Here is a 15,853-nt window from a genome sequence, read left to right on the forward strand (position 1 = left end):
AGCATTTCTATTTTTTTACGGCTTTTCCAGGATTTAACTTCCCTTTCCCGTTTGTAAGCTTCTTCTTTGCAAGGGAACTGTTCTTTATAGGCTAGCTTCCAATCATTGGCTGGGCCAGTATATCCTCTATGATTACTGTTATGTTTACGGAGCCTTTCTTCCAGATCTTCACATGTGTGGCCGACATAATATTTATCTTTCGATAAAGAGTGAAGTATATAAAAGTAACAAGCCATAGGAATAAAAAAAACCTCCGATTTGGAGGCTTAGTGGGAGTTGAGGGATTCGAACCCCCGACCCTCTGCTTGTAAGGCAGATGCTCTGAACCAGCTGAGCTAAACTCCCATAATTGACTTCTGAATTTGATCAGCCGACCCTTCCGACTGTAGTCGGAATGCTCTGAACCAGCTGAGCTAAACTCCCGGGGGAAAATAAAATAAATTAAAAGTGGGAGTTGAGGGATTCGAACCCCCGGCCCTCTGCTTGTAAGGCAGATGCTCTGAACCAGCTGAGCTAAACTCCCAATGCTTTTTTGTTCTCTTGTAGAACGGAGTGCAAATGTATTATTTAATTTTTTTGCTTGCAAAAAATGGGTTTAAATTTTTTAATTGATTCTGTAATGGTCTGATATTGAATGAAAAAAAATCATTTGTTAACGTTGAGTGTAAACCCCGCTTTGAACCATCTTCCAGGCATTTGTACAAAACCGGCCTCTATATATTCAGCATTGGTAATGTTGGAAGCTTCCAAGAAAAAGCCTACAGGTTTAATTCTGTTGTAATCAAGTCTGGCATCGAGAAGAAAATAAGGATCCAAAGCCATTCTTTCAACATGCCTTCCTTTAATGGTCAGTTCTGCTTTACCCATAAATTCTGCTTGCATTCCTGCAATGATTTGATTTCTTAGTGAATTCAGGGCGTACCGTGATTCCATTCCTTCTGCTTGTACCAAGTCAGCTTGAATGTAATTATAACTTAATGACAGTTCATTCAGTTTGGCTTTTTGGCTTCCCCAATTGACTGAATATCGGATGGATGTTTCCAGTCCGTTAAATTGAACACTGCTGATATTACCAGGAGTCCAGCGGTTAGGATTTGGAGTGATATCGCTTGGAATCCTTGTCCAATCTATTAGGTTGTCTGTAGCTCTGTGGAAATAGACTACTTCTGATGAAAGGTTTTTTCTGTTCAGTTTCCATCCAATTTCAAAATTCCATGCCTCTTCAGGTAAAAGGTTTGGATTGCTCAGGTTACTCGGGTCTTCATAGTAAAGTTCCGTGAAAGAGGGTATCCTGTAACTGGTTCCGAAATTTGTATAAAGTCTTGAAAGTTTGTTGGCCTGAAAGCCAATTTCCGCACCGGGGAAATGTTTCCATCCGTATTCATTGTAGTAATTCGAATATATTCCTGCCCTTGCATCAAATTTTTCCCAAAATTCAATTCTGTGTTCGGCAAAAACACCCAAAAAGGATCTTTCTCTATTACCCAGGTTTGTGCTTTCAATTTTCTCTTGTCTGGCTTCAAGCCCTAAACCACTGACACCTAAAGAAGAAGTGTAGGTGCTATTAAGTTCCAGAGCCATGACATCTGAAATATGGTTATTGGTAAAGAATTCCGGCTCGTTTCTTCTGAGTCGGAATTCATCCACATTCCTCCTCCAATAGCCTCTGGTCTGAAGGTAGAATTGATTATCGCGAAAACTATGAGTTAGGGCTGTTAGGTAGGTTTCTATTGCTTCCCACTGATCAGGAAAAGCATTGGTGTAAAATCCATTTGCCCCAAACTTTCTGTCAGTGTAGCCGATCATGGCATTCAATTCATTCTTTTTATTGATGTCGAAGCCAGATTCATAGAAAATATTGTTGACCTTAAAATCCGAATTGTACCAATGTCCTTCAGAGGCATCATGGGAAATTGAAATCGTCTGTTTGTATTTTCCGATTGGAAGGGAGGAAATGAGATGCCCACCTCTCATACCAAAATCCCCTCCGAAACCCTGTATATTCAAACTTGTGGTCTCCGGTAGGGAAGTAACAATATTTACAGCGCCGGCATAAGCATTCTGTCCAAAAATCCTAGATCCTGGACCTTTCAATACTTCAATTCTTTGGATTGCCTGAACAGGAACGGGGATATTCATCTGATGGTGGCTTGTCTGCGGGTCTGTTAGTTTAATACCATTAATAAGCATCAACGTCTGTTCAAAGCTGCCTCCCCGTATGCCGACGTTTGCCTGAACCCCACTAACGCCTCTTTGCCTGATGTCGACGCCTGGTGTGAAAGCAAGGATCTCCTGAATGCTTCTGGCAGGGGTAGTTTCAATAGCTTTCCTATGGATCACGCTGATATTTCTGGAAATTTTGTTGAATGGGATTTCCATTCTATTTTCCATGACTGTGATTTCCCCAAGGTCTAAGGTAGTGCTATCTTGATTCGCTATTACATAAGTTGGAAACAACATGGACAAAGCGATTAAGATGAAAGATTTCATTATAGTTGTGGTTTTAGCCCGGCAAGTTACCCATGAAATGGTTTTAAATACAAATCTCTTATTTAGATCTGATTGTTTTGAATTTACTGTGATCAAAGAGGGAAAACGGATTTTTTCTTCTCATAGCTTTATTTAATTTAGGCCATTGTTAACTAATGAAGAATATATGAATAGAATTAGTCTTGCTAAAATTTTTGCTTTTTTCCTGTTTTTCGGGATGCTAAATCATGCATCTGCCCAACAGGTGATAGACAATAGAGATGGCGCCTTTACAGAATTTGGATACCGCCAAGGCACTGCTTATAGAACCGCTTCAGGAAAACCTGGGCCTTCTTATTGGCAAAATGGTGCTGACTATGTTATGAATGTAACCCTTGACGAAGACAGTCATACGATCACAGGAAATGTGGTTATTACGTATAAAAACAATTCTCCTGAAACACTTGATTTTGTTTGGCTGTATTTGGAACAAAATAGATTTACCCCTGATTCCAGAGGGACTTTAACTACTCCTGTACAGGGGAATCGCTACAATGGTGATTTAGATGGGGGAAATACCATTACGAATGTTAAGGCACAGGTAGTAGGTAAAAACAGGCCTGTTTCCAATGAGTATCTTATTTCGGACACCCGTATGCAGGTTCATTTTGCTGAGCCTATTCCCGCTAATGGTGGTAAGGCGACCATATCTATGGATTTCAGCTATAAAGTTCCGGAAAAAGGAATGGATCGAATGGGTAGGTTGAACACCAAGAATGGTGAAATTTTTGCCCTGGCACAATGGTATCCTAAAGTAGCTGTATTTGATGATGTGACGGGCTGGAATACAGATCCTTACCTAGGTGCCGGAGAATTTTATTTAGGCTATGGAGATTTTGATTATAAAGTGACTGTTCCTTATAATCATATTGTAGTAGCTTCCGGAGAATTGATGAACCCCAATCAGGTACTTCCAAAATTGTTGCAAGACCGAATGAAGCAGGCTGCTGACAGTGATGAGCGGGTATATTTGATCAGCCCTGAGGAGATTACTGATTATGCCAAAACCAGGCCAACCCAAAGTGGTAATATGACCTGGCATTTTAAAATGAACAATACAAGAGATGTGGCATTTGCTTCTTCAAAAGCTTTTATCTGGGATGCAGCCAGAATCAATCTTCCAAGTGGCAAAAAAGTAATAGCCCAATCTGTATATCCTATAGAAAGTGACGGAGAGGAAGCTTGGGGAAGATCCACTGAATACAGTAAGGCTTCCGTAGAGCATTATTCCGAAATGTGGTATGAATATCCTTATCCTGTTGCAGTCAATGTGGCGGCTGAAGTAGGAGGTATGGAATATCCCGGACTTAATTTCTGTAGCTGGAAGTCAAAAGGCGAATCTCTTTGGGGAGTGACGGACCATGAATTTGGTCACAATTGGTTTCCTATGATTGTGGGATCTAATGAAAGAAGGCATGCTTGGATGGATGAAGGCTTCAATACCTTTATTAATTACTACAGCTACCTGGCCTTCAATGATGGAGAATATACCAATAACCTCAAGCAAACCAGACGTTATGTGGGTTGGTTGACCAATAAGGATAGAGAGCCAATTGCAACACACCCTGATAGAACACAGTCCAATAACTTGGGTATGGTAGCTTATATGAAGCCAGCTTTGGGTTTGATAATGCTGAGAGAGTATGTTTTAGGTTCGGAAAGGTTTGATAAAGCATTTAGGTCTTATATCAAAACTTGGGCATATAAACATCCACAGCCAAGTGATTTCTTCAATCATATGGAGAATGTTTCCGGAGAAAATCTAGATTGGTTTTGGAAAGGTTGGTTTTACAGCAATGCCAATATAGATCTTGCTATAAATGGGGTGTATCCATACGGAGCTAATTATGTGGTCAGTCTTTCCAATTTAGGGGAAATGCCAATGCCTGTATGGTTAGAAATTACCTATGAAGACGGGGGAAAAGAAAGAAGGATGCTTCCAGTAGAAATTTGGTTTAAGGGAAATCAATGGAACCATCTGCTTAGAGTGGATAAAAAAGTAGTGGCAGTCGAGATTGACCCTGACAAAGTCATTACAGATATCAATTCAGGAAATGATAAATGGCCTTCTGAATTGTATAAATAAATAAAAGCGCGGCTCAAATTGATTGGGCCGCGTTTTTTTTTGAAAAGTTTAATATTCATCATTTATTTCTATCCAATATCCATCAGGGTCCTTCACATAGATTTGCTTGATGCCATCAGGCCGGATATTTATTGTACTTTCATTTCCTGGCCAATCCTCATATGCTACTCCAAGTTTTTCAAGGTTGGCAATAAATTGGTCCATATTGGGTACACTGAAACAAATATGGTTGTTTTTATTAATCGTGACAGGTTCCCAGGGGGCCTGTATGATATGCATCGAAATATTGTTTCCGATATCAAACCATACATGAAGCCCATCTTTGAAAGGTTCATCAAGTTCTGTAAACTGGAATACTTTACTGTAAAAATCACTGCTCCGCTTCAAATCTTCAACATAGACAGCGATATGGGTAATCTTGGCTTGTGCCATAACATTGTCGTTCATCATCAATAAGCTTAATGTAATTAGTATTGGAATAAGAGGTTTTTTCATATTGGGTTTGATTGATTACCTGAATATAAGCCTTTTTGGTTCAATGAAGGATTACCAAATGTATCTTAGGGTCAATGAATGGATAAATGGTATAAAAAAAGTGGAAGCTCATTTAGAGCTTCCACTTTTTATTTTTTTGAGAGATATTTGATTTATTCTTCTTTTTTCGAGACGAAAGCGAGTTCTTCTGCTTGATCAAATAAATTTAGGGCTTGAAGGTATACTTCATTGATATCATTAATTATCTTATAGAAGGCATTGTCATCAAAGATGTTTCTGCCCATATGTGCCTTGAGTAAGATTTTAAGGTAATCTTTCGATTTCTTGAAATCTTTCTCGTCATATTTCACTTTGTTTTTCTCACCAACTTTAATCAAGCTCTGAAGCATGTCTTCTGAAACTTGATATTTATGATAATAATCCTCGAAGCTCATGTTGTCAAATTTTTTCTTGTTCTTGTCCAGATAATCCAAGATAAATTCTCTGGCAGAGTCTGAGTTGAAAATCCTGTTTACATATGCGCTGCTCATCGTAGTGTCCAAGGGTACAAAGAAGTCAGGCATAATTCCCCCACCTCCATATACAGCTCTTCCTGATTTGGTCTCATATCTGAGGCTATCATCAAATTTGATGCTGTCGGCAGTGAAGAATTCACCATGTTCAAACCTGTTCACCCAATCGCTGGAGTAATCCTCATCTTCACCATATGGTTTTTGGATGGACCTGCCGGAAGGGGTATAGTATCTCGCAATTGTCAATCTCAATTCAGCACCATCAGAAAGGTCAATAGGCATCTGAACCAATCCTTTTCCAAATGATCTTCTTCCCACAATCAATCCTCTATCATTGTCCTGAATCGCGCCCGCCACAATTTCTGAAGCCGAGGCACTACCTTCATTGATCAATACTATCACTGACCCATCTTCAAATAGGCCCGGCTTGATCGCAAATGCCTTTTGATTATATCTGTTGAGTTTTCCCTGTTGGGAAACAATCAGTGCATTTTCATCCAATATTTCATCGGCAATGTTGATAGCGGCCCCCATATATCCTCCTGGATTGCTCTGAAGGTCAAGAATCAATTTCTTCATTCCCTGTTCTTTGAGGTCTCGAACAGATTTCTTGAACTCTTCATGGGTAGTAGCAGCAAATCTGGTAACCTTGATGTAACCAATTTCATCGTTCACCATGTAGGTAGCATTGATGGAATATTGTGGTATTTTGTCTCTGGTGATTTCGTAAGGGATAAGATCTTTCTGATTTTTTCTTTTGATGTCAATCATCACCTTAGATCCTCTAGGGCCTCTCAATAAATCGAAAACATCCCTGTTGGTAATGCCTGTTCCGGCTACTGTTTTTCCATCAACACGAATGATCTGGTCTCCTGATTGGATGCCCAATTTTTCAGAAGGACCACCGGTCAGAGGAGCCACTACATAAATTGTATCCCTGATGATACCGAATTCAACACCGATTCCATCAAATTCGCCATCTAATTGTGATTTGGCTAAAGTGGCATCTTTAGCTGGGATATAGGAAGAGTGAGGATCAAGTTTTTCAAGCATACGCTGTATCCCATATTCTACCAATTCATTGGTATTGACACTGTCTACATAATCCCTGTTGATGTAAGTGATGATTTCCTGAAGCTTATATATAGCGGCTTTTAGGTCATTTCTGTCGGTTTTGGGTTCAGCAAAAGTTGCTCCTATCCAAATCCCAGCTGAAATCGCCAAAGCAAGGATAATGGGCAGCCTGATTTGCTGTTTGGTGTTTTTAATTTCGCTCACTGTATCTTTTCAATTAAATGGATTCAAACAAAGGTTATCATGAATTTAACCATAATATATGATTAAACAGCAAATGGGTCTATTTCGTTTTGATAAACGAAATAAATTCGATTTTGATAGGGCTTTTAACATGTTTTAGGTAAAATAAATTAATTTTGTATTCATGCCCGATTCCAAAAATATAGAAAAAAGCCCGATCAAAGATATTGTTTTAGATAATTATGTCTTTGCTGCTGTTCTTCATTATTTCGGGATTAGTTTTTTTCAATATGAACAGGCATCCTTACAGGAAGTTTGTAAAAAATACAAAATCAATCCACAGCAACTGATCGAAGAACTTGAAACTTGGGCAAAAAGGGAAGAACCTTCCCCAAGGGATTTGTATTTCCACCCCATAGAGGTCTTGGTGGCTTATCTTAGAAAGAAACACTACTACTTTGTAAGGCAAGAACTTCCGTTTCTTTCTGATATGATAGCGGGAATACAAGTCGATGATTCTGATTTTAGCAGTATTTTGGGGGATTTGAGGATCATGTTTCCTTTATTTGTAGAAGATTTTATTCACCATATTCATGAAGAGGAGATGCGGTTGTTTAAAAGAATTGAACTCTTGCATGAGATTGAGGAGGATGCTTTTGGACTTACGGATGCCCTTGAGATCTTGAAAAAGGAACCGATTTCTCAACTTGCAGAGGCACATGAGGTTCATGACGATGAAATGCAGGGCATTAGGAAGCTGACAAAAGACTATTGTTTGTCAGCAAATGCACCTGTAGCAATGAAAGTGCTTTATTTTGAACTTCAGAATTTTGAAAAAGAACTCGTTATTCATGCGCAGATTGAAGATCAATTATTGTTTCCCAAAGCAGTAGAACTGGAAAAGGAAGTGATCAGGAGAATTAAGAAAAAAATCCTTAACAATTGATGGGTAGAATATTAGCAATTGATCTTGGAACCAAAAGGACGGGTATTGCCGTTACAGATTCGTTAAAGATGTTAGCGAATCCGTTGGAAACTGTTGAGACGGGCAAGCTCATTGATTTTCTACAATCCTATTTCCAAAAGGAAGACGTAGAAACCATCGTTTTGGGATATCCTAAAAAACTTGATGGTAGAGACAATGAAATGACGCCTAGGGTAATCAGTCTGAAAGACAGGTTGTCGAAGTTGTTTCCAGAAAAAAAAATCGTTTTGGTAGATGAAAGATTTACATCCAAAATGGCCATGCAAACCATGATCAGCATGGGGAGCAAGAAAAAAGATAGAAAAGAAAAAACAGGAAATTTGGATAAGGTGAGTGCTGCCATTATCCTTCAATCTTACTTAGAACAAATATGATTTACCCGATAGTTGCCTACGGCAATCCTATATTAAAGAAAGAAGCCGAAGAAATCAGAGAAGGCGATAAGCTGGATGAACTAATTCAGGATATGTTCAGTACAATGGACCATGCCAATGGTGTAGGTCTTGCTGCTCCTCAGATCAACAAAGGCGTTAGATTATTTGTCATCGACAGTACTTTGATGCTAGATGAAGGAGATGAGGAAAAAGGTATCAGAAGGGCATTTATCAATCCGATTATATTGGACGAATACGGAGATAATTATGGTTTTGAAGAGGGTTGCTTGAGTATACCTGATGTACGTGCAGAAATCATCAGGCCTGAAAAACTGACCATAGAATACTTTGATGAAAACTGGAATCTTAAGGAGGAAGAGTTTTCAGGAATGACAGCAAGAGTGATCCAGCATGAATACGATCATTTGGAAGGAATACTTTTTGTGGATTACCTGAAAGGTCTCAAAAAAAGATTGGTACAAAGCAAATTGATTGATGTGAGTAAAGGAAAAGTACCTACAGATTACAGAATGATTTATCCACTAAGATAAAATTTTAGACCAACGGTGTACTGTTGGTCTTTTTTATGACTGATCTAATGACCGCAGAAAAGACTGAATTATTACGCATTGCCTTAGTTCAAACTAATTTGTATTGGAAGGATAAAACCGCCAATATGGCCATTTTGGAAGAGAAAATCATGGGTTTTGAAAAGGAGGTTGATTTGATTGTTTTGCCGGAGATGTTTTCCACTGGCTTTACCATGGATGCTGAAGAAGTGAGTGAGCCTATGAATTTATACACCTGTAAGTGGATGAAGCTAATCGCAAAGCAAAAAAAAGCAATTTTGACCGGTAGTGCCATCATTAAGGAAGATGGTAAATACTTCAATCGATTGTTATGGGTTGAACCAAACAGTGAAATCAGTTGGTACGATAAAAGACACCTTTTTAGAATGGCTGATGAGGACTCGCATTTTTCGATGGGAAAGGAAAGAAAGGTTTTTGAATGTAAGGGGTGGAGGGTTTTGCCACAAGTTTGTTACGACCTGAGATTTCCTGTTTGGAGTAGAAATAGGACCCAAGGAGGTGAGATGGAATATGATCTGCAGCTGTATGTGGCCAGCTGGCCAACTCCAAGAGTAAATGCCTGGGATATTTTGCTAAAAGCTAGAGCAGTTGAAAATCTTTGTTATTCTATTGGTGTAAATAGGATTGGGCAGGATGGGAATGCAGTACCTTACTCAGGACATTCAGGTGCTTATGATTTTAAAGGAGAGCAGTTGGTGTTTTCTGCCAACAAAGAGGAGATACTTTTTGTTGATCTTGATTATAAGGCTCTTGAAGATTACAGAAAAAAGTTCCCGGCATGGAGAGATGCTGATGGATTTTCGCTGGAGTAATGCATAGGTTCGAGGATTTTGTATGGTTTAAAAACCCCATTATCCACTTACTTTATTGAACCTTTGAAACTGGGATATTTTCCTTAATTTAGCCCGCAATTTTGAAAACCGAATTGCTTCAAAAAATATAACCTGTCCAGTACTTCTGTTTTAATAGGCTGGGCTTTTTATTAAATATTAAGTTAAACATTCAGAATAATTTGAAATGACCACTAAAACAGCAAAGATTCTATACACGCTGACAGACGAGGCACCTGCTTTGGCAACCTATTCTTTACTTCCTATTGTCAAGGCATTTACGGATTCTGCAGGAATAGTAGTTGAAACAAGAGACATTTCACTTGCAGGCAGGATTATCTCCCAGTTTCCTGAGTACTTAAATCCTGAGCAAAGGATAAACGATGATTTGGCAGAATTAGGTGAAATTGCCAAAACACCAGAAGCAAATATTGTAAAGCTTCCTAATATTTCAGCTTCAATGCCACAGTTGAAGGCAGCGATCAAGGAACTCCAAGCTAAAGGCTACGCACTTCCCGATTATCCGGATGAGCCAAAGACTGATGAGGAAAAATCCATCAAGGCGAAATATGATAAAGTTAAAGGTAGTGCTGTTAACCCTGTATTAAGAGAAGGGAACTCAGATAGAAGGGCTCCTTTGGCGGTTAAGGAATATGCAAAAACTAACCCTCATAGTATGGGGAAGTGGTCTGCTGATTCCAAGACACATGTTTCCAGTATGAGGAAAGGAGATTTTTATGGTAGTGAAAAATCACTGACCATAGAAAAACCGGAAAATATCCGGATTGAATTGGTGACAGCTGAAGGAAAAGTGAAAGTGTTGAAGGAAAAATTGGCTCTGTTGGAGGGAGAGGTGATAGATGCAGCGGTATTAAGTGTAGCTGAATTGAAGAAATTTCTTCAAGAACAAAAAGAAGATGCAAAAAGAGCAGGTGTTCTTTTTTCACTTCATATGAAGGCAACGATGATGAAGGTCTCTGACCCTATCATTTTTGGCCATGCAGTAAAGGTGTTCTTTGCTCCTGTTTTTGATAAGTATGAAGAATTATTTAAAAAATTGGGAGTTGATGTGAATAATGGCTTTGGTGACCTGATCTCCAAAATCAATTTACTTCCGGAAACTGAAAGAAAACAGATTGAGAAGGACATTGAGGTATGTTTAGCAGATGCTCCTGACTTGGCAATGGTCAATTCAGATAAGGGTATAACCAACCTTCATGTACCAAGTGATGTAATTATTGATGCGTCAATGCCTGCTATGATTAGGACATCTGGTCAGATGTGGAATAAATTTGGGAAGCCACAAGACACGAAAGCAGTTATTCCTGACCGTGCCTATGCAGGTGTTTATCAGGAAACCATTGATTTTTGTAAGGAAAATGGCGCTTTTGATCCATCTACCATGGGTTCCGTTCCAAATGTAGGTCTGATGGCCCAAAAAGCGGAAGAGTATGGTTCTCATGATAAGACGTTTGAAATTGAAGTAGATGGAGAAGTAAAAGTGGTGTCGGAGTCTGGAGAAACATTGATCCAACATGAGGTTCAAAAAGGCGATATTTGGAGAATGTGCCAGACCAAGGATGCACCTGTTCAGGATTGGGTAAAATTGGCTGTTAATAGGGCAAAGGCTACCGGCGTTCCTGCTGTGTTTTGGCTGGATAAAAACCGTTCCCATGATGCTGAGTTGATCAAGAAGGTTGAAAAATACCTACCAAATCACGACACTGCTGGATTAGAAATCCATATCATGTCTCCTGTGGAAGCTACCAGATTCTCTCTTCAAAGAATCAAAGAAGGGAAGGATACTATTTCTGTAACAGGTAATGTGCTTAGGGATTATTTGACAGACTTGTTCCCGATTCTTGAATTAGGAACCAGTGCCAAAATGCTTTCTATAGTACCTTTGATGAATGGTGGAGGTTTGTTTGAAACAGGAGCTGGCGGATCTGCGCCTAAACATGTAGAGCAGTTGGTGGAAGAAAACCATTTGAGATGGGATTCTTTAGGTGAGTTTCTTGCACTTTCAGTTTCTTTAGAGCATTTAGGTGATACCTTCTCCAATGATAGAGCTAAAGTTTTGGCAGAGACTTTGGATAAGGCCACCGGTAAGTTTTTGCAGGAAGACAAATCACCTTCCAGAAAAGTAATGGAATTGGATAATAGAGGGAGCCATTTTTATCTCGCAATGTACTGGGCGGAAGCTTTGGCAGCTCAGGATAAGGATGAGGCTTTAAAAAAGGCGTTTGCTCCAATTGCCAAAGAACTACTGGAAAATGAAACAAAGATTGTCTCGGAACTGAACGGTTCGCAAGGAGTCAAGGTTGATATTGGAGGCTATTACAAACCTGATACGGGAAAGGCCTCACAGGTAATGAGACCGAGTAAAACCTTTAATGCCATCTTAGCAAAACTTAATTAACAATACATCAAAAAAGCGGCTTTAGCCGCTTTTTTTGTCTTGAAGTCTCCTGTTTCAATAAAAAGTTGAAAAAAATTATTGGCCTGATTATCAATATTTTGTTTTTAGTCTTATAATTCCGCAATCGATTGTATTTGTTTTTTCTATTAAATACTTCATTTTCAATCCTTTAATTATTTTGGGGAGCAAGATAAAATTGGTAATTTTAGGACATCAAAATATCCACGAATTCAATTTGCGGGTTTTTAAACAATCTAGATTTCTTTTTACAGTATATAACCAATACAACAATAAATAACACAACTATGAGCAAAATTAAAGTAGGAATCAACGGATTCGGAAGAATCGGAAGGCTGGTATTTAGGGCGGCACAATCCAGATCAGACGTTCAGGTAGTTGCGATCAACGACTTGATAGAAGTGGATTATATCGCCTACATGCTGAAGTATGATTCCACTCATGGCCGTTTTGATGGCACAGTTGAGGTCAAAGATGGCAAATTAGTGGTGAACGGGAACGAGATCCGTGTCACTGCAGAAAAGAGTCCTTCAAGCCTTAAATGGGGTGAAGTAGGTGCTGATTATGTAGTTGAATCAACAGGGATTTTCTTGACAAAAGAAACTGCTCAAGGACATATTGACGCCGGTGCAAAAAAAGTAATCATGTCAGCACCATCTAAAGATGATACGCCAATGTTTGTAATGGGCGTTAATGAAGATAAGTATACCGCAGACATGAATTTTGTATCCAATGCCTCCTGTACTACAAACTGTTTGGCGCCTATTGCCAAAGTGTTGAATGACAACTGGGGTATTGAAGAAGGTCTTATGACTACAGTACATGCGACTACAGCTACTCAGAAAACTGTAGACGGACCTTCAGCAAAAGATTGGAGAGGTGGTCGTGGAGCTGCCCAGAACATCATTCCTTCTTCTACAGGTGCTGCTAAAGCAGTAGGTAAAGTTATCCCTGAATTGAACGGGAAATTGACCGGAATGGCCTTCAGAGTGCCAACTCCGAACGTTTCTGTGGTAGATTTGACCGTAAGATTGAAAAAACCTGCAACCTATAAAGAAATTTGTGCAAAAATGAAGGAAGCCTCAGAAACCAACCTGAAAGGTATTTTGGGGTATACTGAAGACGCTGTGGTTTCTACTGATTTCAATGGAGATCCAAGAACTTCCATTTTTGATGCTGAAGCAGGTATTCAATTAAGCGATACTTTCGTGAAAGTTGTTTCTTGGTATGACAATGAGTGGGGGTATTCTAACAAAGTAGTTGACCTATTGACCTATATCGCCAATAAATCCTGATCTATAAAGATTTGGAATTTAATTTTAAAAGGGAGCTTTGGGCTCCCTTTTTTGTTTTGTGCCTTTTTTTGGAATTACAGCAATTATTTTGTATCATGAGATTCTAAAATAAAATCTTCCGCAATATTGTCATTGAAGAGTTATTCTGCCATAATATTTCACCTGCTGACATTTTCATGGCGAATACTCATACCAGACATTGGTTCCCAGCCTTTATTCTGTTAACATATATTGTGATATTGCGGATACATATCTTCAAATTGATTGATTTACATGCATTTCTTATTGCTTTGGATTTTCTTTTCTGTTAATCCCTTTCTTTTGCTTACCATTAATGAGTACGAATTATTCCCTCTCCAAAATGAACCTTCTCAGGAATTTATTGAATTCCAGAATAAAAAAATACCAATTGAGCTTGAAGGTCCTGTAAAAGAAGCCCTATCGTTTTTTCCCGATTTGGAAAAGGTAGAAATCACATTTGAATTCAAAGAAACAATTTCAGGTTCTGTGATGCAAGCACAGCCCAAAGTACTTTCCCTATTGGTGGATGCAAAAGAGAAAAGGAAATACAAAATTAAAATTACCAGGGAGCTGGATTTTGGTACCGAGATTGTCCCGATTGAAGATATTCCAAGAGATGCTTTAGTGGGATGGATTGGACATGAACTGGGCCATATAATGGATTATATTACCCGTTCTTCTACGAATATGATGAGGTTTGGTGTGAAGTATCTTTTGATGAAGCAGAAGGTCATAGAAGCGGAGTTGACAGCAGATAGCTATGCTATTGGTTGCGGAATGGGGCATCAGATCCTAGCCACCAAAAACTACATACTCAATAACGAGGGTTTCGAAGATGACTATAAAGAGAAAATCAAAAACCTGTATATGTCACCAGAACAGATTTTAAGCTTACAGGAAGTTTTTGAAAATGGAGAACTTCGTTGAAATGGGATTTAATGAAAAAGCTGTGACATGGAATCCATGACGCAGCTTTTTCTCAATAATATATACTTTTCAGAGTTTGGTGATGTTGTCTTTTTTGATGTAAGCTTTTTTGTTTCCCCAATTCACTTCATACCAAATATCTTTAGATGATTTGATGATTACCCTGTGACCGGGATCTACTATTGTCATTAATTTACTCGCCGAGGTAGGCTTGTCCATAACCAATGTAGGACTTCCGGTAACGATTCCTGTGGTAGGGCCAGAGAGGAAGTTGTTGGCCACAAAAGTCATGATGATCAGAAATAGTGTAGGCAGGTAGTATTTCGGTTGATCTGCTTTGTTTTTAAAGATAAAGAGAAGGATCAAGGAAATGGTCAGTAATAAAACCAGAATAGAAGTGATTTCATATTGAAGATCTGATAGGAATTTAAAAAATCTGTCGGCATCATCAAGTTCATAGCCTATTAGGTTGGCTTGTTCGGTCAGTGCTTTTATTTTGGTGATTACCCTAGGGTTGGGATTTTGGTCATAGAATTTCGCCAAATAAAAACTTGCACTGGAATAATCCCCTGTTCCTTCTGCTACAAAAGCCATCTTAAGAAGCATTGCAGGTGAGAAAGTTTCCTCATTTTCGAACAAGTCTTGATAGATTTGATAGGCTTCTTGATAATTTTGATCAGCAAACAAAGAATCTGCTATCTGGAGCTTAGATGTATCCGCTTGACAATTAAAGCTTTGTAAAAAAGCTGTAAAAAATATTATAAATTTTGTCAGAAAGATTGTGTTTAGGTTTTGCATTTTAAATTCAGTAGCTTAAATTTGCAGTCCAATTACGACAATGATTTGAGAAAAAACAAATCAAAAAGTAACAGATTCCGTAGCTCAGCTGGTAGAGCATAACACTTTTAATGTTAGGGTCCTGGGTTCGAGCCCCAGCGGGATCACAGAATAAAGGATAGACGTCAAGGGCGAGAAGTTTATCCCGATAAGGCGAAGCAAAGCAAGCCAAAATCGGGAAGCCCCAGCGGAATCACAAGAAAAACCAAAGGGTTTTTCGATATTAGAATGAATAAGTTCGGGGTGTAGCGTAGCCCGGTATCGCGCCACATTTGGGATGTGGAGGTCGTAGGTTCGAATCCTGCCACCCCGACTATTATCCAGGTCCTGTAGCTCAACTGGATAGAGCAACTGCCTTCTAAGCAGTAGGTTTCAGGTTCGAGTCCTGACAGGATCACATTTGTCCGAGCATCTCTATAAACGGGATGCTCTATTTATTAGATCCGTATTAGATTCCGTAGCTCAGCTGGTAGAGCATAACACTTTTAATGTTAGGGTCCTGGGTTCGAGCCCCAGCGGGATCACCAAAACCTCCTTTTCAGGGAGGTTTTTTCCTGACTTCCGCACTGGGACACCCAGATTAAAATCCGAATATTTCTTGTACTGATTTTTGTTCTTCGGTTAGGATTATTGTTTTCTTGATGACTTCATTGTTTGGGGTGATCAAACTTAATTCAT

General features: G+C 39.0%; 13 protein-coding genes and 6 tRNA genes. 12 read left to right on the forward strand and 7 right to left on the reverse strand.

Features of this window, described 5'->3' with window-relative positions; translation table 11 throughout:
• The 4 genes from ACFFIP_RS16135 to ACFFIP_RS16150 form a co-directional block, all read right to left on the reverse strand.
• Nucleotides 1-236 (reverse strand): GIY-YIG nuclease family protein (locus ACFFIP_RS16135; protein ID WP_382388742.1); only part of this gene is annotated, 236 nt, incomplete at its 3' end.
• A 34-nt stretch (nucleotides 237-270) separates the two neighbouring features.
• Nucleotides 271-345, reverse strand: a tRNA-Val gene (locus ACFFIP_RS16140).
• 103 nt (nucleotides 346-448) lie between these two features.
• A tRNA-Val gene (locus ACFFIP_RS16145) sits at nucleotides 449-523 on the reverse strand.
• A 122-nt stretch (nucleotides 524-645) separates the two neighbouring features.
• Nucleotides 646-2,490: a TonB-dependent receptor gene (locus ACFFIP_RS16150; RefSeq protein WP_382388743.1), complete on the reverse strand. Its 1,845-nt coding sequence runs from the start codon at nucleotides 2,488-2,490 to the stop codon at nucleotides 646-648.
• A 217-nt stretch (nucleotides 2,491-2,707) separates the two neighbouring features.
• Here ACFFIP_RS16150 and ACFFIP_RS16155 point away from each other — a divergent pair, with 217 nt between their 5' ends.
• Complete coding sequence (locus tag ACFFIP_RS16155; RefSeq protein ID WP_382388756.1) at nucleotides 2,708-4,615, forward strand: M1 family metallopeptidase; 1,908 nt, start codon at nucleotides 2,708-2,710, stop codon at nucleotides 4,613-4,615.
• A 48-nt stretch (nucleotides 4,616-4,663) separates the two neighbouring features.
• On the opposite strand, the gene ACFFIP_RS16160 is transcribed toward ACFFIP_RS16155, so the two are convergent.
• Entirely contained in the window at nucleotides 4,664-5,110 is a 447-nt protein-coding gene (locus ACFFIP_RS16160; RefSeq protein WP_382388744.1) for a VOC family protein, read from the reverse strand.
• 152 nt (nucleotides 5,111-5,262) lie between these two features.
• Entirely contained in the window at nucleotides 5,263-6,900 is a 1,638-nt protein-coding gene (locus tag ACFFIP_RS16165) for a S41 family peptidase (protein WP_382388745.1), read from the reverse strand.
• 163 nt (nucleotides 6,901-7,063) lie between these two features.
• Between ACFFIP_RS16165 and ACFFIP_RS16170 the strand changes: the two genes are divergently transcribed.
• The 7 genes from ACFFIP_RS16170 (at nucleotide 7,064) to ACFFIP_RS16200 (ending at nucleotide 14,338) form a co-directional block, all read left to right on the forward strand.
• Nucleotides 7,064-7,825 (forward strand): hemerythrin domain-containing protein, encoded by a 762-nt coding sequence (locus tag ACFFIP_RS16170; RefSeq protein WP_382388746.1) that lies wholly within the window; start codon nucleotides 7,064-7,066, stop codon nucleotides 7,823-7,825.
• Complete coding sequence (gene ruvX, locus ACFFIP_RS16175) at nucleotides 7,825-8,238, forward strand: Holliday junction resolvase RuvX (RefSeq protein ID WP_382388747.1); 414 nt, start codon at nucleotides 7,825-7,827, stop codon at nucleotides 8,236-8,238. The genes ACFFIP_RS16170 and ruvX overlap by 1 nt, the downstream gene beginning before the upstream one ends.
• Nucleotides 8,235-8,789 carry a peptide deformylase gene (gene def, locus ACFFIP_RS16180; RefSeq protein WP_382388748.1) on the forward strand — a complete coding sequence of 185 codons (555 nt, stop codon included), beginning with the start codon at nucleotides 8,235-8,237 and terminating at the stop codon, nucleotides 8,787-8,789. The genes ruvX and def overlap by 4 nt, the downstream gene beginning before the upstream one ends.
• A 47-nt stretch (nucleotides 8,790-8,836) precedes the next feature.
• The gene (locus ACFFIP_RS16185) at nucleotides 8,837-9,640 is read left to right on the forward strand and encodes an amidohydrolase (protein WP_382388749.1); all 804 of its coding nucleotides are present in this window, start codon (nucleotides 8,837-8,839) and stop codon (nucleotides 9,638-9,640) included.
• A 205-nt stretch (nucleotides 9,641-9,845) separates the two neighbouring features.
• On the forward strand, nucleotides 9,846-12,077 hold the full coding sequence (locus ACFFIP_RS16190) for an NADP-dependent isocitrate dehydrogenase (RefSeq protein ID WP_382388750.1): 2,232 nt from the start codon (nucleotides 9,846-9,848) through the stop codon (nucleotides 12,075-12,077).
• A gap of 305 nt (nucleotides 12,078-12,382) precedes the next feature.
• Nucleotides 12,383-13,390 carry a type I glyceraldehyde-3-phosphate dehydrogenase gene (gene gap / locus ACFFIP_RS16195; RefSeq protein WP_382388752.1) on the forward strand — a complete coding sequence of 336 codons (1,008 nt, stop codon included), beginning with the start codon at nucleotides 12,383-12,385 and terminating at the stop codon, nucleotides 13,388-13,390.
• Nucleotides 13,391-13,711: 321 nt separating this feature from the next.
• A complete protein-coding gene (locus ACFFIP_RS16200) occupies nucleotides 13,712-14,338 on the forward strand; it encodes a hypothetical protein (protein ID WP_382388753.1) in 627 nt (208 codons plus the stop codon).
• 69 nt (nucleotides 14,339-14,407) lie between these two features.
• Here ACFFIP_RS16200 and ACFFIP_RS16205 read toward each other — a convergent pair whose 3' ends face one another.
• Complete coding sequence (locus ACFFIP_RS16205; protein WP_382388754.1) at nucleotides 14,408-14,977, reverse strand: SH3 domain-containing protein; 570 nt, start codon at nucleotides 14,975-14,977, stop codon at nucleotides 14,408-14,410.
• Nucleotides 14,978-15,209: 232 nt separating this feature from the next.
• Between ACFFIP_RS16205 and ACFFIP_RS16210 the strand changes: the two genes are divergently transcribed.
• From ACFFIP_RS16210 to ACFFIP_RS16225, 4 genes are all read left to right on the forward strand, one after another.
• A tRNA-Lys gene (locus ACFFIP_RS16210) sits at nucleotides 15,210-15,282 on the forward strand.
• Between the two features lie 132 nt (nucleotides 15,283-15,414).
• A tRNA-Pro gene (locus ACFFIP_RS16215) sits at nucleotides 15,415-15,488 on the forward strand.
• Nucleotides 15,489-15,498: 10 nt separating this feature from the next.
• A tRNA-Arg gene (locus ACFFIP_RS16220) sits at nucleotides 15,499-15,572 on the forward strand.
• 54 nt (nucleotides 15,573-15,626) lie between these two features.
• Nucleotides 15,627-15,702, forward strand: a tRNA-Lys gene (locus ACFFIP_RS16225).
• Nucleotides 15,703-15,853: the final 151 nt, after the last annotated feature.

This window comes from Fontibacter flavus (assembly GCF_042432905.1).
Taxonomy (GTDB): Bacteria; Bacteroidota; Bacteroidia; order Cytophagales; family Cyclobacteriaceae; genus Fontibacter; species Fontibacter flavus.

Excerpts from the sequence above, each read along its gene's own strand:
- ACFFIP_RS16185 (WP_382388749.1), top strand. The coding sequence starts at position 8,837 with ATGACCGCAGAAAAGACTGAATTATTACGCATTGCCTTAGTTCAAACT.
- ACFFIP_RS16150 (WP_382388743.1), bottom strand. The coding sequence starts at position 2,490 with ATGAAATCTTTCATCTTAATCGCTTTGTCCATGTTGTTTCCAACTTAT.
- ACFFIP_RS16190 (WP_382388750.1), top strand. The coding sequence starts at position 9,846 with ATGACCACTAAAACAGCAAAGATTCTATACACGCTGACAGACGAGGCA.
- ruvX (WP_382388747.1), top strand. The coding sequence starts at position 7,825 with ATGGGTAGAATATTAGCAATTGATCTTGGAACCAAAAGGACGGGTATT.
- ACFFIP_RS16160 (WP_382388744.1), bottom strand. The coding sequence starts at position 5,110 with ATGAAAAAACCTCTTATTCCAATACTAATTACATTAAGCTTATTGATG.
- def (WP_382388748.1), top strand. The coding sequence starts at position 8,235 with ATGATTTACCCGATAGTTGCCTACGGCAATCCTATATTAAAGAAAGAA.
- ACFFIP_RS16155 (WP_382388756.1), top strand. The coding sequence starts at position 2,708 with ATGCTAAATCATGCATCTGCCCAACAGGTGATAGACAATAGAGATGGC.
- gap (WP_382388752.1), top strand. The coding sequence starts at position 12,383 with ATGAGCAAAATTAAAGTAGGAATCAACGGATTCGGAAGAATCGGAAGG.
- ACFFIP_RS16170 (WP_382388746.1), top strand. The coding sequence starts at position 7,064 with ATGCCCGATTCCAAAAATATAGAAAAAAGCCCGATCAAAGATATTGTT.